Source organism: Streptomyces sp. NPDC052721 (assembly GCF_040678315.1).
Classification (GTDB): domain Bacteria; phylum Actinomycetota; class Actinomycetes; order Streptomycetales; family Streptomycetaceae; genus Streptomyces.
Genome location: NZ_JBFATL010000026.1, coordinates 1 through 20,325, shown reverse-complemented (window position 1 = coordinate 20,325; position 20,325 = coordinate 1). Strand labels below are relative to the sequence as shown.

The window sequence follows — 20,325 nt, the reverse complement described above, 5'->3', positions numbered from 1 at the left end:
CGAACTTTTACTTCGACGCGGGAACACCACGGATCCGCCACTCGTATCCATCTGTGAGCGCACGGTCACGAGGCGCTACAGCACATCGCGCAGGACTCGGTCCCGGATCATGAGGGCGGCCCGCTTGCCGGGCAGGTCGACCTCCGCCGCGAACCGGAAGCCCGCGCTCAGGAACGCGGCGATGGAGGGGGTGTTGCGAAGATCGGGTTCCGCCACGATACGTGCGCACGTGGGACGCCGGTCCAGAATGAGGTCGGCCACGGCTCGGAGCAGGGCGGATCCCAGCCCTCGCCCTCGGTCGGCGGCCTCGCCGACGAGGAGGTGGATCCCGGTGTCGTGCGGACGGACCGCATAGTGACGGGCCAGTGGATCCAGGTCCGCACGGTAGATCTCCCAGTAGCTCATCGGGGTGCCGTCGAGTACGCCGAGGCACGGCACGCTGCGCCCGTCGCCGTGGAGTTGCGCCCGTAGGTGGTCCTCCGTCCGGTTCCGGGGCCCGGCCAGCTCCCAGAACTCGGCGACGGCGGGGTCGTTCATCCAGCGGTGGACGAGCGGGAGGTCCTGATCAAGGCGTACAGGCATGAGCTGGAAGGAGCCGGCGGGGATCGCCACCGGGCCCCACGTGGCGAGTCGGCCGAGGAGGCCGGTCGTCGCCCCGGCGCAGAGGGCGACGTACTCCGCGGGCAGGCACAGCTCCAGCGTGTCCTCGCCGTCCGGGTCGTCGTCCTCGACGGTGAACCGCCCGAAGGGAGAGTTCCGGAGCCCCGCGGTGGCCGTGCGGGGGGCGGGGCTGTCCGGGTGGGCGGGGACGGGGCCGGTTCCGGCGCTCGCGTCGGTGGGGGGCACGGCGCGCTCCTCTCAGGAAACGAGGTGGGTCATGTTCCTCGGATGTGCGGGAGACGGTGTGCGGCTCGCTGAGGGCGGTCCGCTCAGGTGGTGCGCAGAGGTACTTCGCTCACGAATGAAGGGGGTTGGCGATGGTGACGTAGACGGACTGGGTCTCGACCGGGCCGACGAGTTCGTCGAGACCGTGCAGCCGGGTCAGCAGGTTGGCCTTGCAGCGCAGGACGGGTGAGTCGAGCAGGCGGCCGGGCAGGGAGGTGCGCAGCGGGGCGGGCCCCGAGGCGAGGCGGGTGAGGAAGCGGCGGAAGGCCGCGAGCAGCAGCCGCTCGTCGGCGAGGCGCTGGGAGCCGAAGGCACCGATCAGACCGAGCACGTTGTTGACGGCGAGGTAGTAGGCGAAGCGTTCGTCGGTGACCTCGTCCGGGACGAAGGTGTCACTGTGCTCGCCGATACCGGGCAACCGGGCGGTCAGTTCGGCTCGCCGCGACTCGCGGAAGTAGTACCCCTGGTTGTCGCGGTAACGGCCGCCGGCGGGCCAGCCTTCGCCGTCCAGCAGGACCAGCGTGTTCTGCTGGTGCGCTTCGAGGGCGATGCCGGCCTCGCTGTCCAGCCAGAGAACGGGCCCAACGACCTGGTCCAGGTAGCGCAGGAACCACTCGACGGCGACGGCGCCGACGGGTCGGCCGGTGCGTGCGGCGAGGCGTGCGACGAGTTGGGCCAGGCGGGACCGCATGGGCCGCGTGGGGTGGTGCGGCGCGGTGCCGGCGGGCGGCTCGGGGAACGGGCGAGGGGCGACGAGTCCGGCGACGCAGCCGACGTCGTCGGCCGGGGTGAACGGGTTGTGCCGGATCACCACGTCGAGTCCCGGCACGGGCAGGCCGTCCGGGCCGTCGACGGCGAGCCAGGCCGGGTCGCGGACGATGTCGAAGCCGGGGTGCGCGGTGTGCCACTGGCGGGCGAGACCGGTACGCAGGAGCCGGTGCACCTCGACCCCGCGGTGGAGTTCCTTGCGGAGGTTCTCGCGGCGGGAGTTGGTGATGCGCAGGGCCAGCGAGAGCTTGAGCATCGCGGGGGCACCGGACCGGTGCACGGTGCGTACGGAGGAGGTGGGATACCAGGGAGTACCTAGGGGACCGAGGTCGCGGAGGAGTCCGGAGTCGAGCAGCGCGGCCACGGGCGCACGGTGTCGGACCTCGCGGGCCTGCCACGGGTGCAGTGGCAGGGCGGTGTAACCGTCGGGCAGCGGCAGCCCGGTGCCGGCGAGGCGACGGACGAGATGGCCGGCGGGCACGGGACGGCCGCGCTCGGTCCAGGCCGATTCGGTCGCGAGGAGAGAGGGGGCGACGGCCAGCCAGTGCAGGGCGAAGGAGCCACGCACCTCCGGTGAGTACCGCTCGGCTTCCGCTTCCGTCAGGCCTTCCCGGCTCTTCGGGGTCGGGTGCAGCGGGTGTCCGAGCAGGAGGGCCTGTTCGGCGCTGAGGAAGAGGTCGGGGGTGTCGGCGGGGTGTTCGCGCCGGTGCTGGAGGAAGGCCGCGGTGCGGCGGACGGAGTCGGCGACTCTGGCCACGAGGTCGGGGCCGTCGGCTGGGTCGCCGACGCTGGTGCCAGAACGCGGGCCGGTGCATGTGGGACTGGTGCTGCTGGTGGGACTGGTGCCGTCACCGGAGCCCGGGGCGGTGCGGGGCGGGAGGGCGTCGGTGTCGGCCGGCCCGGTGGCGGATTCCCTCGCCAGGAGCGCCGCGAGGGCGACGGCGTCGATCGGTGGCGCCGTGCTGGGCGCGTCGGCCAGGCGCGGGAGACCGAACCGGTGCCAGCCCGTCGGGGACCAGTGGTGGACCGGCGCGATCAGGGTGGCGCCGCTGGCGGGCAGCGGAATGCGCAGGCTGCCGGTTGTGGGAGCGGTGAGGCCGGTCTCGCGGGCCCAGCACCGCAGGAGGTTCTCGACGGCGGCGGCCTGGGCCGCGGCGCGGGGATCGGGGTCCTCCAGCGGATCGGCTCCGGGAGCAGTCCGCCGGACGGGATGCGTGTCGCGGTTCTTCTGCTGCGGGACCGACTCGGTGAGCGGTGCGGCGAAGGACGGGGCGCCGGAGCCTCCCCGGTCGTCGGGGGTGGGGGTGGCGTTCATGACGCTCCTCTGAGGCTGGAGTGAGGGGGTGCGGGCTCGTTCCGTCGTCCGCTCGGGCGCCGTTCCTTCGTGGTCGGCGGTCGGTGGGGGCGGGATGGCTCTGCGGTTGTGGTCGGCGGTGGGCATCGGCCTGGATGCCCGGAAAGGGGGCTGAACGAGGATGGAAAGCGGTGTGCGCGCGAAGGCCGGCGCCGGGGGCCGGGTCCGGCGCGGGTGGTGTTCAGCCCGCGCCCTGGGCCGGGCAGGGCTTGCGTTGCTGGTGTGGGCGTTGGGATGGGTGGTGGCGGGCGGCCGCCGCCACCGCGTCGGTCAGCCGGTCGAGTACGGCCGTCGCCTGTTCGTCGCTGATCGTGAGGGGCGGAAGCAGCCGGACCACGGACGCGTGCCGGCCGCCGAGTTCGACGATCAGTCCGCGCTGGAGGCACTCCCGCTGCACTGCGGCGGCGAGTTCGGGGGCGGCCGGGCGCGGCGTGCGGGTGGGCTCCGGCCGGGCCGCCGTGCCACTGATGCCGCCCATGCCACTGTCACCGACGTCAGGAACGCCACCCGCGTCACCGACGGCACCGACGTCACCGGCAAGGGGTGCCGGGCGAGAAGCGGTGTGGTCGGCGTCCGGGTTCACCAGCTCGACCCCGATCATGAGGCCGCGCCCTCGGACGTCTCCCACGCAGGGGAAGGCGCGGGTGAGTTCGGCGAGTTGGTTCAGCATGCGGGAGCCGAGGGCGGCGGCGCGTTCGGCGAGGGCGTTCTCGCGGACGTAGGCGAGGGTGGCGGTGCCCGCGGCCATGGCGAGCTGGTTGCCGCGGAAGGTGCCGGCATGGGCGCCGGGTTGCCAGACGTCGAGATCGTCACGGTAGACGATCACGGCCAGCGGGAGGCTGCCGCCGATGGCCTTGGACAGGACCATGACGTCGGGGGTGACGCCGCTGTGGTCGACCGCCCAGAAGGCGCCGGTGCGGCCGACTCCCGTCTGGACCTCGTCGGCGATCAGCGGGATGGACCGGTCCGCCGTGAGCCGGCGCATACGGCGCAGCCAGTCGTCCGGAGCGGGGATCACTCCGCCTTCGCCCTGGATGGGTTCGAGGATCATCCCGGCCGGCAGTGGGACACCGGATCGGGGGTCGTCGAGGAGGGACTCGGTCCAGCGGGCGGCGAGTTCGGCGCCGTGCGGGCCGCCGATGCCGAAGGGGCAGCGGTAGTCCTGCGGGTAGGGCAGGCGGGCGACCTGGACGTCGGGGGCACCGCCGGAGGCGGCCAGGGCGCCGGCGGTCATGCCGTGGTAGGCGCCGGTGAAGGCGAGGATGCCGGTGCGGCCGGTCGCGGTCCTGACCAGTTTGAGGGCGGCCTCGACGGCGTCGGTGCCGGCCGGTCCGCAGAACTGGACGCGGGCTCGGTCGGCCAGGCCGGGCGGGAGTGTGCGGAACAGCTCGGTGACGAAGGCGTCCTTGACGGGGGTCGCGAGGTCGAGGACGGAGAGGGGGGCGCCCGAGTCGAGGACCCGGCGGATGGCTTCCAGCACGACCGGGTGGTTGTGGCCGAGGGCGAGGGTGCCGGCGCCGGAGAGGCAGTCCAGGTAACGGCGGCCGTCGGCGCCCTCGATGGTGAGTCCTCGCGCCCGGACGGGCACGATGGGCAGGGCCCGGGCATAGGTGCGTGCCGAGGACTCACGCGCCGACTGGCGCCTGAGGATTCCCTCGTGCACGGCCCGCGCTTCGCCGGACGTGCCTCCAGCCATCGACTCCGTAACGGCCACGGCGCGCTGTCCTCCCCGCTGCTCAAAGGCGAGTTGATCCTCGGGGACCGGACACTGGCAGCAGGCCCCACCGGCTACAACAGCGGACCGTTCGGGCGGTTACGGGCTCGCCTGGAGATCCTTGGCCGGGCGGCACGGGGACGAGCCCCTCCGCCCCCACACCGGACAGCGCGTCCCGCCGCACGGCCGCAGTGGGCAGGAGCCACCCGTGGACGGATCGGCGGAGGGCGTCGGGTGACAGGCCATCGGCCGGCTCGGATCACCGTGGACCAGGAGGCGGGTCTCGGACCGGCCGACGCTCGTTCCCTGTTCAGGCAGCCTGTGACGGAACCGTTGCCCTCCCGTCAGAACTCCCCCACGGCGACGGCATAGTGTGTGATGCCGTTCCCAGAAGGTCGTGAGACCGGCATGAACCTTCCATGAGTTCGCCGCCGGTGTCGGGGCCGAAGCGCCGAGTTCCTTTCACAGCAGGGGGAGTCAAGAACATGCGATCCATACGGCCGTCGTTCACCGCTCGGCGAGGGAGGAGCGGTCGCCGAACCTCCACCTCGCTGACGGCGGTCGCCCTCGTGTCGGTGCTGGCGCTGACCGCCACCGCATGCGGCGCCGACGGTGACGACAGCGCCGACGGCAAGCCGTCCGCGGTGAGTACCGGCGACGGCAAGATAACGATCCCGGGCGACCTGAGGCAGAGGCTCAAGGAACACGGGATCGACATCGACAAGTGGAAGAACGGCGCCTGGAAGAACTGGAACCGGGACGACTGGCTGCGCGAGGCCAACGACTTCATCAACCCGATCATCAAGGGCCTGTGGGACCCGGACCGGATGCGTGACGCCGACGACCCGGACCAGGGCGTCGACGACAACGACATCTCCGGTGACCAGGGCGTGACGGACCCGACGCCGCAGCCGGTGCGGGCACGCGCGGTCACCCCGCCGTACCACACCAGCGCGGCCACCTCGGGCAAGCTGCTCTTCGACGCCCCCGACGGCACCATGGTCTGCTCCGCCACGGTGGTGACGGACCCGGCGCACCCGGGCAAGTCCAACCTCATCTGGACGGCGGGTCACTGTGTGCACGCCGGCAAGAAGGGCGGCTGGTACCGCAACATCGCCTTCGTGCCGTCGTACAACGACCAGGGCAGGTCGGCGGCCGAGCTGGAGAGCGCCAGCCGGTCCGAGATCGCGCCGTACGGCGTGTGGTGGGCCGACGCGGCGAAGACCTCGCAGCAGTGGATCAGCAAGGGGGGCGAGACGGGCGGTGACGGCGCGTCGTACGACTTCGCCGTCATCCATGTGACGCCCGAGCAGGGCAGCGGCGGCAAGTCGCTGGAGGAGACCGTCGGCGGGGCGCTGCCGGTGAACTTCGACGCGCCTGCCGTGCCCCAGGTGAAGAGCATCACGGCGTCCGGCTACCCGGCGGCGGCGCCCTACGACGGTCAGCTGCTGTACCAGTGCCAGGACAAGCCGGGCCGGCTCTCCATCGAGCAGTCCGACCCGACGATGTACCGGATCGGCTGCACGATGACCGGTGGCTCCTCCGGTGGCGGCTGGGTGGAGGCGGGCGCGGACGGCAAGCCCGCGCTGGTGTCGAACACGTCCATCGGCCCGGTGCGTTCCGGCTGGCTGGCCGGTCCCCGGCTGGGTGAGGTGGCCAAGAGCGTGTACGAGTCGGTGAGCAAGCAGTTCGCCGGACGGTGAGCAGGCGGTGGGCATGACGAGGGCCCGTCACCCCAGTGGGGTGGCGGGCCCTTGTGACGGGGTGTGGTCAGGCCGCGGAGACCGGTACGTACGGCGCGAGGTCCGCCGCCAGCTCCTCGTGCACCCGGACCTTGAGCAGGGTGCCCTCCGCGGTGTGCTCCTCGGAGATCACCTCGCCCTCGGTGTGGGCGCGGGCGACCAGCTTGCCATGGGTGTACGGCACGAGCGCCTCGATCTCGACCGAGGGGCGGGGCAGCTCGTTGTCGATCAGGCCGAGCAGCTCCTCGATGCCCTGGCCGGTGCGTGCCGAGACGGCGATCGAGCGCTTCTCGACCCGCAGCAGCCGCTGGAGGGTCAGCGGGTCGGCCGCGTCCGCCTTGTTGATCACGACGATCTCGGGCACGTCGGTGGCGCCGACGTCCCGGATCACCTCGCGTACGGCGGCGAGCTGCTCCTCCGGGTTCGGGTGCGAGCCGTCCACCACGTGCAGGATCAGGTCGGAGTCGCCGACCTCCTCCATGGTGGAGCGGAACGCCTCGACCAGGTGGTGCGGCAGGTGCCGGACGAAGCCGACGGTGTCCGCCAGGGTGTACAGCCGGCCGCTCGGGGTCTCGGCCCGGCGGACGGTCGGGTCCAGGGTCGCGAACAGCGCGTTCTCGACCAGGACACCGGCGCCCGTGAGGCGGTTGAGCAGGGAGGACTTGCCGGCGTTGGTGTAGCCGGCGATGGCGACGGAGGGCACCTTGTTGCGCCGGCGCTCCTGGCGCTTGATCTCGCGGCCGGTCTTCATCTCCGCGATCTCCCGGCGCATCTTGGCCATCTTCTCGCGGATCCGGCGCCGGTCCGTCTCGATCTTGGTCTCACCGGGGCCACGCGTGGCGAGGCCGCCGCGACCGCCACCCATCTGCCGGGACAGCGACTGGCCCCAGCCGCGCAGCCGCGGCAGCATGTACTGCATCTGCGCGAGCGCGACCTGCGCCTTGCCCTCACGGGACTTGGCGTGCTGGGCGAAGATGTCCAGGATCAGGGCCGTACGGTCGATGACCTTGACCTTGACGACGTCCTCCAGCTGGATCAGCTGGCCGGGGCTCAGCTCACCGTCGCAGATGACGGTGTCCGCGCCCGTCTCGATGACGATGTCGCGCAGCTCGGCGGCCTTGCCGGAGCCGATGTAGGTGGCCGCGTCGGGCTTGTCGCGGCGCTGGATGACGCCGTCGAGCACGAGCGCGCCCGCGGTCTCCGCGAGAGCTGCCAGCTCCGCGAGGGAGTTGTCGGCGTCCTGCGCCGTGCCGGTGGTCCACACGCCGACGAGCACGACCCGCTCCAGGCGGAGCTGGCGGTACTCGACCTCGGTGACGTCCTCCAGCTCGGTGGACAGGCCCACCACGCGGCGCAGGGCCGCGCGCTCGGAGCGGTCGAACTGGTCGCCGTCCCGATCGCCGTCGATCTCGTAGCTCCAGGCGACGTCCTCTTCCATCAGGGCATCGGCCCGAAGACCCTCGGGATAGGCGTGCGCGAGGCGCTTGGTGTCCTGGGAAGGGGAAGAAGAGGAGGTCATTGGATCCTTACGTCGATGAGATACGTCGGTGGGACTGCCGTCACGGCGTCGGCGTCACGGCCTCGGCACGACGGGCGGTCGCCCGCACCGCTCATGATGTCCAACGCACGACCACCCCGGGAGATTCCCGTGTCCCGTGCGCGCCCACCCCTTGATGGTCGCACGGTACGGCACGTCTCGTCACCGGGTTATCGCCGGGCGTCACGGGGTCATCGCCGGACACGGGGCGGGGCGGGCTGGGCCGGTGCAGACCGCTTCCAGTGCGGGTGGCCGGGCATCGGCGGGGTCTTCTCGCCGTACAGCCAGGCCTTGAAGAAGCCGCTCAGGTCGCGGCCGGCGGTGGCCGAGGCCAGCCGGACGAAGTCGGCGGTGGTGGCGGTGTCGTCCCGGTGCTCCCGGACCCAGATCCGCTCCAGCCGCTCGAAGGCCGGCCGGCCGATCTCCTGCCTCAGGGCGTAGAGCACGAGGGCGGCGCCCTCGTAGACGCTGGGCCTGAAGATGCTGATCTTCTGGCCGGGGACGGGCGGCTTGGGCCGGGCGGGCGGGCCGCCGTCCCGGCGCCAGCGGTCGGAGGAGCCGTAGGCGGTCTTCATCCGGTCCTCCAGCGGCCGGTGCGCCGTCTCCTCGGCGTACAGCGCCTCGTACCAGGTGGCGTGGCCCTCGTTGAGCCAGACGTCGGACCAGCTGCGGGGGGTGACGCTGTCCCCGAACCACTGGTGGGACAGCTCGTGCACCATGATCGACTCGATGTACCACCGGCGGTAGGCGGGCTCGGTGAACAGCTCTTTCTCGAAGAGCGAGAGGGTCTGTGTCTCCAGTTCGAAGCCCGTGGAGGCCTGGGCCATGAGCAGGCCGTACGTCTCGAACGGGTACCGGCCGACCTTGCTCTCCATCCAGGCGATCTGGTCGGGCGTCTTCGCGAGCCAGGGTTCGAGGGCCTTGCGGTCGCTCGCGGGTACGACGTCACGCACGGGCAGTCCATGGGGTCCCTCGCGGTGCAGCACGGCCGAGCGGCCGATCGAGACCTGGGCGAGTTCGGTGGCCATGGGGTGCCGGGTGCGGTAGGTCCAGGTGGTGGTGGTGCCGACCCGGTCGGCGCCGGCGGGCAGGCCGTTGGCGACGGCGGTGTAGCCCTTCGGCGCGGTGATCCGGAAGGTGAACATCGCCTTGTCGGACGGGTGGTCGTTGCACGGGAAGACCAGGTGGGCGGCGTCGGCCTGGTTCGCCATGGCGAGGCCGTCGGAGGTGCGCACCCAGCCGCCCTGCTGGTCCTTGCCGTAGACGGGGTCACTGGTGTGGCGCACGGTGATCCGGACCGGACTGCCCTCGGCCAGGGGCTGCTCCGGGGTGACGACCAGGTCCTCGCCGGCGCTGGTGAAGTCCGCGGGACGTCCGTCGACCTCGACCGACCGCACGGTGCCGTGCGCGAAGTCGAGGTTGAGGCGCTCCAGGTCGTCGGTGGTCCGGGCGTCGATGGTGGTGACGGCCTGGAGCGGCTTGTCGTTGGTACCGGGGTAGGTCAGGGACAGGTCGTACGAGGTGACGTCGTAGCCCGGGTTGCCCAGGTACGGGAACAGCCGGTCGCCGACGCCGAGCGGTTCGGGCGGAGCCGCGGCGGCCAGGAGGCAGACGGAGACGGCGGAGGCGAGCAGGGCCGCCTTCCGGTGCCGGGACACCTTGGGCGTGGTCCGGGGACCGGCGGTCCGGGGCCGGGAGCGGGGGGTGAGCAGCATGGACCACCGCTACCAGTGGCTGCCCGCTCCGCGGCGGCGACGCGCGACCGGCCCACCCGAACGGGTAAGCCGGACGCCGTCGTCAGGACGCCCGTGGACGCCGTCGTCAGGACGCCCGTGGCTGGTGCTGCGCCCTCCTCACGTCGTACACCCCCGGTACGTCCCGCATGGCGCGCATCAGGGCCGGGAGGTGGGCCGCGTCGGGCAGCTGGAGGGTGTAGGTGTGGCGCACCCGCTGCTGGCTGGGCGGTTCGACCGTGGCGGAGACGATCTCAACGCCTTGCAGGGCGATCGCCTCGGTGAGGTCGGCGAGGAGATGGGGGCGGCCGAACGATTCAGCGACCAGGGTGACCCGGCACTCGGCGGTGTCCCCCCAGCGCACGTCGATCTCCGCGCGCCCCCTGCTCTTCATGTGCGCCACCGCCGTGCACTCCACGCGGTGCACGGTCACCACTCCCCCGCGCACCGCGAACCCGGTGATCTCGTCCGGCGGTACGGGCGTGCAGCACCCGGCGAGCCGTACGGCGGCACCGGGCCGGTCCACGAGGACGTCGGCGCGCCGGAGGCGCGCGGCGGGGGCGCCGTCGGCGGGAGACGCCGGCGCAGCGCCCGGGGCAGCCGGGGGGCGGGGGGCGGAGGGATCTGCGGGGCGGGCGGTGGTGGCGGCTGCGGAGCGGCCGGTGGTGGCCTCGGGGCCGGCCGGAAGGGCCTCCCCGGCCCGTGCCGACGCCGTGCGGGGCTCGGCGGTGGGCCCGGCGGCGGCCCGCACGGCCTCGGCGCGGCTGTCGCCCGGCGTGTCCGGGTCCGCCGGGTCGGTGCCGCCGGCGGGGTGGGTCGCCAGCCAGCGCTGGATGGCGATGCGGGCGGCCGGGGTGTGCGCGTGCTCCAGCCACTCGCGGGAGGGTTCGGAGGCCGGGTCCTGGCCCATCAGGAGCTGGACCGTGTCGCCGTCGCGCAGGACCGTGCTGAGGGTGGCCAGCCGGCCGTTGACGCGGGCGCCGATGCAGGCGTGCGCGTCCTCGCCGTACTGCGCGTAGGCGGCGTCCACGCAGGTGGCGCCCTCGGGCAGGCCGAGCGCGCCGCCGTCGGGGCGGTAGACGGTGATCTCGCGGTCCTGGGCGAGGTCCTCGCGCAGGGTGGACCAGAAGGTGTCGGGGTCGGGGGCGGCCTGCTGCCAGTCGAGGAGGCGGGAGAGCCAGCCGGGGCGGGTGGGGTCGACGCGCTCACCGTCGGCCGGTGCGTCGGAGGCGGCGCCGTGGGCCGTGGAAGCGTTCCCCGTGGAGGCGTCGGACGGGGGGGTGTCGGCGGCAGGCGCGTACGGGTTGCCGAGGGCCACGACACCGGCCTCCGCGACCTTGTGCATCTGGTGGGTGCGGATGAGGACTTCGACCACCTGGCCGTCGGGTCGGGCGACGGCGGTGTGCAGGGACTGGTAGAGGTTGAACTTCGGTACGGCGATGAAGTCCTTGAACTCCGAGACCACCGGCGTCATGCACGTGTGCAGTTCACCGAGGACGCCGTAACAGTCCGCGTCCTCGTTCACCAGCACCAGCAGGCGGCCGAAGTCGGTGCCGCGCAGCTGTCCGCGTTTGCGGGCCACGCGGTGGACGGAGACGAAGTGCCGGGGGCGGATGAGGACTTCGGCCGGGATCCCGGACTCGCGCAGCACCCCGCGCACCTCGTCGGCGACCTCGGCGAGGGGGTCGCCGGGGCGGGCGGCGTTCTCGGCGATGAGTTCTCTGGTGTGCTCGTACTCCTCGGGGTGGAGGATCGCGAAGACCAGGTCCTCCAGCTCGGTCTTCAGGGCCTGCACGCCGAGGCGTTCGGCGAGCGGGATGAGAACGTCACGGGTGACCTTGGCGATCCGCTCCTGTTTCTCGGGGCGCATCACCCCGAGGGTGCGCATGTTGTGCAGGCGGTCGGCGAGTTTGATCGACATCACGCGCACGTCGTTGCCGGTGGCGACGAGCATTTTGCGGAAGGTCTCCGGCTCGGCGGCGGCTCCGTAGTCGACCTTCTCCAGTTTCGTGACGCCGTCGACCAGATAACGAACCTCCTCGCCGAACTGTTCCCGTACCTGGTCCAGCGTCACCTCGGTGTCCTCGACCGTGTCGTGCAGCAGAGAGGCCGTCAACGTGGTGGTCTCTGCGCCGAGTTCGGCGAGGATGAGGGTCACGGCGAGGGGGTGCGTGATGTACGGCTCACCGCTCTTGCGCATCTGACCGCGGTGCGAGGACTCCGCCAGGACGTAGGCGCGGCGCAGGGGTTCGAGGTCGGCGTCGGGGTGGTGGGCGCGGTGCGCCTCCACGACATGGCTGATCGCGTCGGGCAGTTTGCCGCGGGCGGCTGGGCCGAGCAGCGCGGCCCGGCCCAGTCGGCGCAGATCGATCCGGGGCCGGGACTTTCTGCGCGCCGCCGCGGGCGCCACGGACGCTGTGAGCGCTTGTGGCGCTGGGGGCGCTACCGGGCCAGCGGTCGCAGGATTCGTGGCCTCCGCACTCATGGGCACCTCCGGCTCGTGGACCGGCGGACGGGGCCCCAGGGCGTACGCGGCTCAGGGTTGGCGACGTTCCCCCGTCCGTGCCGGTGCTTGATGCTATCGAGGCCACCACGTGCGACAGACCGCCTCTCGCCGAGCGTGAAACGGATCACCCATTCGAGCGACGGAAACGAGGTTTAGCGTCGCGGGTCAGCCGAACGCGTGAGCCAGCCACTCGGCGTCGATCTCGCCCTCGGCGACGATCACGGCGGGGCCGGTCATCTCGATCTCGCCGTCGGGCCGCTCGGTGATGACGAGACGGCCTCCGGGCACGTCGACGGTGTACGTCGCCGGGGTGCCGGTGACGGCCGGGTCGGTGCCGTCCCGCCGGGCGGTGGCCACGGCGACGGCGCACGCGCCCGTGCCGCACGAGCGGGTCTCGCCGGAGCCGCGCTCGTGCACGCGCATGGCGACGTGGCGGGCGCCGCGGTCGACCACGAACTCGACGTTCACACCGTCCGGATAGGTGGCCGCCGGGCTGACCGGCGGCGCGGTGTACAGGTCGCCGGCGTGCGCCAGGTCGGCCACGAAGGCCACCGCGTGCGGGTTACCCATGTTCACGTTGCGCGCGGGCCAGCTGCGCTCACCGACGGTGACCGTGACCTGCCCCTCGGGGAGGCGGGCGCGGCCCATGCCGACGGTGATGTCACCGTCCTTCGCGATGTGGACGGTCTTCACGCCCGCGCGCGTGGCGATCGCGAGGTCGCCTTCGGCCACATGCCCGGCGTGCTGGAGGTAGCGCGCGAACACACGGACGCCGTTGCCGCACATCTCGGCGACCGAGCCGTCGCCGTTGCGGTAGTCCATGAACCACTCGGCCTCGGCGGCCATCCCCTGGGCCTCCGGGTGAGCCGCGGACCGTACGACGTGCAGCACGCCGTCGCCTCCGATGCCCGCCCGGCGGTCGCACAGGGCGGCGACGGCGGCCGGGGACAGGTCGAGGGCGTTCTCGGGGTCCGGGACGATCACGAAGTCGTTCTCGGTGCCATGCCCCTTGAGGAAGGCGATCCGTGTGCTCATTCCTCGATCGTACGGGGTGGGTACGACAGTGCCCGCCTCCGCGGGTCTAGCGCAGGCGCGCGACGCGCCACACCGCGAGCACGACGACCACGACCACCAGGAGCACGTACCCGAGCACCACCCGCCAGTCGGGGCGGCGGCCGGAGCCGCGCGGGGGCAGTCCCGGCCAGGTGTAGCCCACCCGGCGGGCGGCCATCATGCCCCAGCCCGCCGCGCAGGAGCAGATCAGCAGGCCGAGCATGGCGATGACCGCGCCGCTGTCGCCGAAGTCGAAGGCGAGCGGGAAGGCGAACATCAGGGAGCCGATGGCGGCCAGGCCCACGATGGGGGCGAGCTGCCAGATGCGCAGCCGGCGCTGCGGGCGCAGTTCGACCTCGACCTCCGGCCCGCTCGGGTACATCTCCTCGGGCGCCGGTCCGTCGGCGGTCACACCGCCCACGGGGTCGTCGGGGCCGTCATCGGCGAGAGGGTCCTCGGAGAAGCGGTCCTCGGAGAGGCCGGTCTCGGACGGACGGTCGTCGGAGAGGCCTTTTCCGGTCGAGCGGTCCTCGGTGCGGCGGTCCCCGGAGAGACCGTCGCCGGACAGGCCGGTCTCGGAGCGACGGTCACCGGGGAGGTCGGCCTCGGACACGCGGTCGTCGTACTGGCCGGCCTCGGACAGGCGGACCTTGGTGCGACGCTCCCCGGCAAGGTGATCGCCAGAGAGCCGGTCCTCGGCGAGCCGGTCGCCCGACAGACCGGTTTCCGTCAGACGGTCCTCGCAGAGGCCGTCGTCGGGGACAGCGGCGTCGAGCACGCCGTTCTCGCGCGGACGGCTGTCGGCGAGTCCGTTCACCCGTGGGCGGTCCCCGTCAGGACGCGGGCCGCCCCGGCGGGGATCGTCACCCTCTGTGGTGACGTGCTCGGTGCTTCGTGCGGTGTCGCGAGGGCCGGCCTCCATCGCCACGCGCCCTCCCAACTAGGCTCCACTTGGTCGATCGAAGCTCGATGATGGCACGGCGCCCGAGGCCGCGATGACCGGCGGCGCATCCCGATGCCATGACGTGATCAGGCTGTAACCGGTCGTTCGACCAACGCCAGGGCCTGCTGCGGAAGTTCCCGGCGATCCTCCGCGGCCCCACTCAACCAGTGCACCCGGGGATCGCGCCTGAACCATGAATCCTGACGGCGCGCGAAGCGCTTGGTGGCACGGACGGTCTCGGCCCGCGCTTCCGCTTCGGTGCACTCCCCGGCGAGTGCCGCGAGCACCTGCTGGTAGCCGAGCGCGCGCGACGCCGTGCGCCCCTCGCGCAGGCCCTGCGCCTCCAGTGTGCGCACCTCCTCCACGAGGCCCGCCTCCCACATGCGGTCGACCCGACGCGCGATGCGGTCGTCCAGTTCCGGACGAGCCACGTCGACCCCGATCTGGACGGTGTCGTAGACGGAGTCGTGACCGGGCAGGTTGGCCGTGAAGGGCTGGCCGGTGATCTCGATCACTTCCAGGGCGCGGACGATACGGCGGCCGTTGCTCGGCAGGATCGCGCGGGCGGCCTCGGGGTCGGCGGCGGCCAGACGGGCGTGCAGCGCACCCGAGCCGCGCAGCGCCAGCTCCTCCTCCAGGCGGGCCCGGACCTCCGGGTCGGTGCCGGGGAACTCCAGGTTGTCGACGGCGCCCCGGACGTACAGACCGGATCCGCCGACCAGGATGGGCCAGCGGCCCTCGGCGAGCAGTGCGTCGATCCGCGCGCGGGCCAGCTTCTGGTACTCGGCGACCGACGCGGTGACCGTCACGTCCCAGATGTCCAGCAGATGGTGCGGGATGCCGCCGCGCTCCTCGCGCGTCAGCTTGGCGGTACCGATGTCCATCCCTCGGTACAGCTGCATGGAGTCGGCGTTGACGATCTCGCCGCCGAGCTGCTGGGCCAGGAAGACGCCGAGATCGGACTTTCCGGCCGCGGTGGGTCCGACGACGGCGATGACGCGGGGGGCGGGGGGTGCACTGCTCACCGCACCAGTCTCGCAAACCTCCCGGTGAGGTCTCGAACGAGTTACGTGACGGTGTACGTCCCGGGTCGTTGCCCGTGCGAGGTACCGCACGCCGGGCCGCCGGGGGCGGTGACCCGGGCGGAGCAACCTTACGCACCGGGTGACGCGGGAATTCGCCCGCACGAGTACCGTATGGAGTGGATATGGGCGTGTTTGCACGGCTTCTCGGCCGATCGAAGGCGACTCCGGAGGCGCCGGCCACGGCGGTGAGCGCCGACACGGAGCCGGACGAAACCGAGGCGGAGCAGGCGGAGACGGCGGAGTCGAGGGGAACCGGTTCGGCGGAGGCGAAGGACGCGTCCGGTGACGGACACGAGGACGTGACCGTGCGCTCGGACTCCGGTACGGACGACGCGTCCGAGGGTGCCGGGATCCCCCGGCAGCAGTCCGCAGGCGAGGCCGCCGACAGCGAGGCCGGCGAGGACGCCCGCAGGTAACTGTCCCGCGAGGGAAGGTGGACCATGGGTCTGTTGGACAACATGAAGGCCAAGCTGGGCCCGGCCAAGGACAAGGTGTCGGACCTCGCGCGGCAGCACGGGGACAAGGTCCAGCACGGGATCGACAAGGCCGCGAAAGCCGTCGACGAGCGGACCAAGGGCAAGTACAGCGACAAGATCCAGGCGGGCACGGGCAAGGCCAAGGAGGCGATGGACCGCCTCGCGCACAAGAGCGGCCCCGAGGCGGCGCCCCACGACCCGATGACCCCGACCCGTCCGACCCACCCGGAGGGCCCGCCACCGGCTTCATGAGGAGCCGACGGTCGTTCCTGGTGACTACGCGCCCGGGGCGTCCCGTGACCTGCGGGGCGCCCCGGCGGCGTGCGGTGTCCCCCGAGAGCCGGGGTTCCGCCTGCCCGCGCGGTGACGGCGCCCTGGATCAGCCCCGCTCCCGCGCAAGCGGACCGTACGTCAGCGCGCAGGAGGCGGGGCCGTGACCCGCGCACCCAGCACGCCCAGCGCCCGCAGGCGCGCGTGCAGCAGTCGTACGGCCGCCCAGCCCCCTCGGCCCGGGCTCAGGACCAGGTCGCGACCATGTACCCCACGCCGTACGGCGCGTCCTCGTACAGCAGTGCTCCGCTGAGGTTCGCGTTCTCGGCCGCGCCGGCCAGGATCTGCCAGGGCGCGCGGCCGGCGGCCTTCAGTTCGTGGGCCAGGGCGGGGTCCAGTGCCCGCAGGGCGGCCAGGTCCGCCGCGCCGAGTGCCCGGGCGGCGTCCGCGTCGAAGGGGGCCGCCCGCTCGTCCAGGTAGCCCGGCGCCTTGAGCGTGCGGCAGGCGCTGCCGTCCCCCATCACCAGCAGGGCCACCCGGCCGGCCCGGCCGGCCAGCTCCCGTCCGGTCTCGGCGCACCGCTCCGGCTCCAGCGTGTCCGCGACGCCGAGTCCCTCGATGGGGGCATCGGACCAGCCGGTCCGCTCCAGCAGCCAGGCGCCGACGGCCAGCGAGGCCGGCAGCCGGCGCTCCGGGGCGGGGTGACCGGCCGGCCCCAGGCGTACGTCCAGGTCGACCCCGAATCCGCGGAAGGTGCCCGGGGTGCCCTGCGGGAACGGGCCGCGTCCGCTCTCCTCGGCGGTGCCGACGACCACCAGCAGGTCGGGGCGGGCGGCGGCGAGCACGCCGAGCGCGTCCGTGCAGGCCGCGCGGGCGGCGTCCAGTTCCGGTGCGGCACCCGCGGCGACCTCGGGCACGAGCAGTGGTGGGCAGGGGCAGATTGCGGCGGCGACAAGCATGATCGGCAGCGTAACCCCGCGAGCGGGGCGCGTGTCACTCCTCGATCAGCACGTCCGTCAGGTCGATCACCGTCAGGACGAGCACCACCAGCTTGCCGTCGCTGATCACGTACTCGACGAAGAGGTTGCGGGAGAGCGCGATCTCCCGGGTCGCCTCGTCGCCACCGACGGGGTGGGAGAGCTTGTGCCGGGGGTCGGTCACCAGGATGGCCAGTCCCCGCTCCAGCACGTCCCGCCGGTCGGCGGGCAGGCTGTCACGTACGCGGGCGGCCCGCTCGGTGAACTCGACGCTGTACGGCAACACGTGGTGCTCCTTCCCGCCCCGCAGTGTGCCAGGACCTCAGTCGCAGCCGCAGGCGCTTCCGGTGGTCGCCGGCAGCGGCGCCGGGACGCCGATCTTCGGCAGACCGAGCATGACGCCGGCCGGCTTGGCGGCCGCCGCGGCGGTGCGCTTCTCCCAGGCGTCCCCCGCGCGCGTGCGGCGCACGCCGAGGACGGGCCCCTCGGCGAGGAGGTGGTGCGGGGCGGCGTACGTGACCTCGACGGTGACGACGTCGCCGGGGCGCACCTCCTGGTCCGGCTTGGTGAAGTGGACGAGGCGGTTGTCGGGGGCGCGGCCGGAGAGACGGTGGGTGGCGCCGTCCTTGCGGCCCTCGCCTTCCGCGACCATCAGCTCCAGCGTGCGGCCGACCTGCTTCTTGTTCTCCTCCCAGGAGATCTCCTCCTGGAGGGCGACCAGCCGCTCGTAGCGCTCCTGGACGACCTCCTTGGGGATCTGGTTCTCCATGGTCGCGGCCGGGGTGCCGGGACGCTTGGAGTACTGGAAGGTGAAGGCCTGCGCGAAGCGGGCCTCACGGACGACGTGCAGCGTCTGCTCGAAGTCCTCCTCGGTCTCGCCGGGGAAGCCCACGATGATGTCGGTGGTGATCGCCGCGTGCGGGATGGCGGCCCGCACCTTCTCGATGATCCCCAGGTAGCGCTCCTGGCGGTACGAGCGGCGCATCGCCTTCAGGACCGTGTCCGAGCCGGACTGGAGCGGCATGTGCAGCTGCGGCATCACGTTCGGCGTCTCGGCCATGGCGGCGATGACGTCGTCGGTGAAGTCGCGCGGGTGGGGGGAGGTGAAGCGGACCCGCTCCAGGCCCTCGATGGTGCCGCAGGCGCGCAGCAGCTTGCTGAAGGCCTCGCGGTCGCCGATGTCGGATCCGTAGGCGTTGACGTTCTGGCCGAGCAGTGTGATCTCGGAGACACCCTCGCCGACCAGCGCCTCGATCTCCGCGAGGATGTCGCCGGGGCGGCGGTCCTTCTCCTTGCCGCGCAGGGCCGGGACGATGCAGAAGGTGCAGGTGTTGTTGCAGCCGACGGAGATCGACACCCAGGCCGCGTAGGCGCTCTCGCGGCGGGTCGGCAGCGTGGAGGGGAAGGCCTCCAGGGACTCGGCGATCTCGACCTGCGCCTCCTCCTGGACGCGGGCGCGCTCCAGCAGGACGGGCAGCTTGCCGATGTTGTGCGTGCCGAAGACGACGTCCACCCAGGGCGCCTTCTTCACGATGGTGTCCCGGTCCTTCTGCGCGAGACAGCCACCGACCGCGATCTGCATCCCGGGGCGCGAGGCCTTCTTCGGCGCGAGCCGGCCGAGGTTGCCGTAGAGCCGGTTGTCGGCGTTCTCGCGGACCGCGCAGGTGTTGAAGACGACAACGTCGGCGTCGCCGTCCGAGCCCTCGGGGGCCCGCACGTACCCGGCCTCTTCGAGCAGCCCGGCCAATCGCTCGGAATCGTGGACGTTCATCTGGCACCCGTAGGTGCGGATTTCGTAACTCTTGGATCCTTGAACGTCCACTGCCGGGCTCCGGTCGCTGCTGCTGGTCATGCGTCAAGGGTAGGCGGTCCCGAAGGGGGCAACCGCTACCCTGCCGGCCGGCGGCCTCAGGGGTGGTCTCCTCGGCATTCCGGCGCGGTGTCCGCGACGAGCTCCCGTACGGTGTCCGCGAACCCCTGGACGAGATCGGTCTCCGTGCCCCGTACCCGCGCTGAAGACCGGCCCCAGCCGTTCCGAAGCCTGGTCAGTGGGGAGCGTCGGAGCCGGTCTCGCCGCTGCGGGGTGCGATCCGGTAGTCGAAGGCGAGTGTTCCGGGATCGAGGGCCGTCGCGCCGCCGTCCACGGTGAGCACCGCGCCGTTGACGTACGACGCCGCCGGGGACAGCAGCCAGCCGATCGCCTCGGCCACCTCCCGCGGCTCACCCGGGCGCCCCTGCGGCAGCAGCCTGGTGGCCTCCGCGTAGGCGGCCTCCACCCCGCCGCCCGGCAGTCCCGCCTCCGCGGCGAAGCGCGCCATGCGCCGGTCGGCCATCTCGGTGCGCACCCACCCGGGGCACACGATGTTGGCCCGCACCCCCTGACGCCCGTAGTCGACGGCGACGGAACGGCACAGCTGGAGCAGGGCGGCCTTGGAGGTGGCGTACGGCGCGTTGCTCGTGCCGTTGCGCAGCGCGGACACCGAAGCGACGGCGACCACCGCTCCCCGGGACTCCAGCAGGTGCGGGATCGCGGCGCGCAGCAGGAGGAGCGGACCGGTCACGTTGGTGCGCATCACCTCGTCCCAGTCCCGCAGCGACATGTCGCCCACGGCTCCGCCGCGCCCGATGCCCGCGTTCAGCACCAGCCCGTCGAGCCGGCCGTACGCGGCCAGGGCCGTCTGGACCAGTCCCTCGGCCGCGTCGGGGTCCCCGACGTCGGACGGATGCGCCAGCGCGCCCGTCTCCCGCGCGAGGCGCTCCAGGGGTTCGGCCCGGCGGCCGGAGACGACCACCTGGTGACCCGCCTCCGCCAGCAGCCGGGCCGTGGCCTGCCCGATGCCCGAGCCGCCGCCGGTCACGACGACAACGCGCTTGTCCTCCACTGCAGTTCAGGCCCCTTCACCGAGATCACCGAGAATCACCGAGATCGTCAAGCGCTACCGAGCTTAGGACCCACCGCTGCGGCGGGTGCCGACTTCCGGCCAGCGTCCGCGCCGGTCGCGGGTGCGGCAACTCCCTTCCCTCACTTCTTACTTCACACCTTGACGGAAGTGGTCTGTACCTCTAGTTTCGCCGGGCGACCACCCCACCCCACGAAAGGGTGCCCCCACCATGCCCAGAGCCAGGACCTTCCCCGCGTCCGCGTCCGCCGCGCTGGCGGTCGCCGCTCTCACCCTGTCCACCGGGCTGTTCGCCGCCTCCCCCGCGCAGGCCGCCACCGGCACGATCACCGGCCTCGCCGGCAAGTGCCTCGACGTCGCCGGGGCCGGCTCCGCCGACGGC

16 protein-coding genes and 1 pseudogene are annotated in these 20,325 nt (G+C 72.5%); 4 read left to right on the top strand and 13 right to left on the bottom strand.

All coding sequences use genetic code 11. From position 1 onward, the window contains the following. Positions 1-75: 75 nt before the first annotated feature. From AB0L21_RS23815 to AB0L21_RS23805, 3 genes are all read right to left on the bottom strand, one after another. The gene (locus tag AB0L21_RS23815) at positions 76-846 is read right to left on the bottom strand and encodes a GNAT family N-acetyltransferase (protein ID WP_365786242.1); all 771 of its coding nucleotides are present in this window, start codon (positions 844-846) and stop codon (positions 76-78) included. 109 nt (positions 847-955) lie between these two features. Then, positions 956-2,968 carry an IucA/IucC family protein gene (locus AB0L21_RS23810; protein WP_365786240.1) on the bottom strand — a complete coding sequence of 671 codons (2,013 nt, stop codon included), beginning with the start codon at positions 2,966-2,968 and terminating at the stop codon, positions 956-958. Between the two features lie 220 nt (positions 2,969-3,188). After that, positions 3,189-4,703 (bottom strand): diaminobutyrate--2-oxoglutarate transaminase family protein, encoded by a 1,515-nt coding sequence (locus AB0L21_RS23805; RefSeq protein ID WP_365786238.1) that lies wholly within the window; start codon positions 4,701-4,703, stop codon positions 3,189-3,191. Between the two features lie 503 nt (positions 4,704-5,206). On the opposite strand from AB0L21_RS23805, the gene AB0L21_RS23800 reads away from it, so the two are divergent. Continuing rightward, positions 5,207-6,424 carry a hypothetical protein gene (locus tag AB0L21_RS23800; RefSeq protein WP_365786236.1) on the top strand — a complete coding sequence of 406 codons (1,218 nt, stop codon included), beginning with the start codon at positions 5,207-5,209 and terminating at the stop codon, positions 6,422-6,424. A gap of 67 nt (positions 6,425-6,491) precedes the next feature. Here the strand turns inward: AB0L21_RS23800 and hflX are convergent, their stop codons facing one another. The 6 genes from hflX to miaA form a co-directional block, all read right to left on the bottom strand. Next, positions 6,492-7,982 carry a GTPase HflX gene (gene hflX, locus AB0L21_RS23795; RefSeq protein ID WP_365705589.1) on the bottom strand — a complete coding sequence of 497 codons (1,491 nt, stop codon included), beginning with the start codon at positions 7,980-7,982 and terminating at the stop codon, positions 6,492-6,494. Positions 7,983-8,191: 209 nt separating this feature from the next. Then, positions 8,192-9,715 (bottom strand): M1 family metallopeptidase, encoded by a 1,524-nt coding sequence (locus AB0L21_RS23790; RefSeq protein WP_365786234.1) that lies wholly within the window; start codon positions 9,713-9,715, stop codon positions 8,192-8,194. 106 nt (positions 9,716-9,821) lie between these two features. After that, positions 9,822-12,218 (bottom strand): HD domain-containing protein, encoded by a 2,397-nt coding sequence (locus AB0L21_RS23785; protein WP_365786232.1) that lies wholly within the window; start codon positions 12,216-12,218, stop codon positions 9,822-9,824. 186 nt (positions 12,219-12,404) lie between these two features. Further along, a complete protein-coding gene (gene dapF, locus AB0L21_RS23780; RefSeq protein ID WP_365705582.1) occupies positions 12,405-13,274 on the bottom strand; it encodes a diaminopimelate epimerase in 870 nt (289 codons plus the stop codon). 46 nt (positions 13,275-13,320) lie between these two features. Further along, on the bottom strand, positions 13,321-13,860 hold the full coding sequence (locus AB0L21_RS23775) for a hypothetical protein (RefSeq protein ID WP_365786322.1): 540 nt from the start codon (positions 13,858-13,860) through the stop codon (positions 13,321-13,323). A 461-nt stretch (positions 13,861-14,321) separates the two neighbouring features. After that, positions 14,322-15,260 carry a tRNA (adenosine(37)-N6)-dimethylallyltransferase MiaA gene (miaA, locus tag AB0L21_RS23770; RefSeq protein WP_365709451.1) on the bottom strand — a complete coding sequence of 313 codons (939 nt, stop codon included), beginning with the start codon at positions 15,258-15,260 and terminating at the stop codon, positions 14,322-14,324. 182 nt (positions 15,261-15,442) lie between these two features. On the opposite strand from miaA, the gene AB0L21_RS23765 reads away from it, so the two are divergent. Together AB0L21_RS23765 and AB0L21_RS23760 are read left to right on the top strand one after the other, a co-directional pair. Further along, a complete protein-coding gene (locus AB0L21_RS23765) occupies positions 15,443-15,736 on the top strand; it encodes a hypothetical protein (RefSeq protein WP_365709453.1) in 294 nt (97 codons plus the stop codon). A gap of 24 nt (positions 15,737-15,760) precedes the next feature. Further along, complete coding sequence (locus AB0L21_RS23760) at positions 15,761-16,048, top strand: antitoxin (RefSeq protein WP_365709455.1); 288 nt, start codon at positions 15,761-15,763, stop codon at positions 16,046-16,048. A gap of 263 nt (positions 16,049-16,311) precedes the next feature. Here the strand turns inward: AB0L21_RS23760 and AB0L21_RS23755 are convergent, their stop codons facing one another. The 4 genes from AB0L21_RS23755 to AB0L21_RS23740 all read right to left on the bottom strand — a co-directional run bounded on the left by AB0L21_RS23755 (position 16,312) and on the right by AB0L21_RS23740 (position 19,925). Beyond that, positions 16,312-17,025, bottom strand: a complete 714-nt coding sequence (locus AB0L21_RS23755; protein ID WP_365786230.1) for a class III extradiol dioxygenase subunit B-like domain-containing protein — start codon at positions 17,023-17,025, stop codon at positions 16,312-16,314. A gap of 34 nt (positions 17,026-17,059) precedes the next feature. Continuing rightward, complete coding sequence (locus tag AB0L21_RS23750) at positions 17,060-17,329, bottom strand: hypothetical protein (protein ID WP_365709459.1); 270 nt, start codon at positions 17,327-17,329, stop codon at positions 17,060-17,062. A 36-nt stretch (positions 17,330-17,365) separates the two neighbouring features. Next, a complete protein-coding gene (gene miaB, locus AB0L21_RS23745; RefSeq protein ID WP_356122499.1) occupies positions 17,366-18,895 on the bottom strand; it encodes a tRNA (N6-isopentenyl adenosine(37)-C2)-methylthiotransferase MiaB in 1,530 nt (509 codons plus the stop codon). 193 nt (positions 18,896-19,088) lie between these two features. Continuing rightward, positions 19,089-19,925: an SDR family oxidoreductase gene (locus AB0L21_RS23740; RefSeq protein ID WP_365709463.1), complete on the bottom strand. Its 837-nt coding sequence runs from the start codon at positions 19,923-19,925 to the stop codon at positions 19,089-19,091. Between the two features lie 229 nt (positions 19,926-20,154). Between AB0L21_RS23740 and AB0L21_RS23735 the strand changes: the two are divergent. Continuing rightward, positions 20,155-20,325, top strand: a pseudogene (locus AB0L21_RS23735) (chitinase); the annotation flags it as partial.

Excerpts from the sequence above, each read along its gene's own strand:
- AB0L21_RS23810 (WP_365786240.1), bottom strand. The coding sequence starts at position 2,968 with ATGAACGCCACCCCCACCCCCGACGACCGGGGAGGCTCCGGCGCCCCG.
- AB0L21_RS23805 (WP_365786238.1), bottom strand. The coding sequence starts at position 4,703 with ATGGCTGGAGGCACGTCCGGCGAAGCGCGGGCCGTGCACGAGGGAATC.
- AB0L21_RS23800 (WP_365786236.1), top strand. The coding sequence starts at position 5,207 with ATGCGATCCATACGGCCGTCGTTCACCGCTCGGCGAGGGAGGAGCGGT.
- hflX (WP_365705589.1), bottom strand. The coding sequence starts at position 7,982 with ATGACCTCCTCTTCTTCCCCTTCCCAGGACACCAAGCGCCTCGCGCAC.
- AB0L21_RS23790 (WP_365786234.1), bottom strand. The coding sequence starts at position 9,715 with ATGCTGCTCACCCCCCGCTCCCGGCCCCGGACCGCCGGTCCCCGGACC.
- AB0L21_RS23785 (WP_365786232.1), bottom strand. The coding sequence starts at position 12,218 with ATGAGTGCGGAGGCCACGAATCCTGCGACCGCTGGCCCGGTAGCGCCC.
- dapF (WP_365705582.1), bottom strand. The coding sequence starts at position 13,274 with ATGAGCACACGGATCGCCTTCCTCAAGGGGCATGGCACCGAGAACGAC.
- AB0L21_RS23765 (WP_365709453.1), top strand. The coding sequence starts at position 15,443 with ATGGGCGTGTTTGCACGGCTTCTCGGCCGATCGAAGGCGACTCCGGAG.
- AB0L21_RS23760 (WP_365709455.1), top strand. The coding sequence starts at position 15,761 with ATGGGTCTGTTGGACAACATGAAGGCCAAGCTGGGCCCGGCCAAGGAC.
- AB0L21_RS23755 (WP_365786230.1), bottom strand. The coding sequence starts at position 17,025 with ATGCTTGTCGCCGCCGCAATCTGCCCCTGCCCACCACTGCTCGTGCCC.
- miaB (WP_356122499.1), bottom strand. The coding sequence starts at position 18,895 with ATGACCAGCAGCAGCGACCGGAGCCCGGCAGTGGACGTTCAAGGATCC.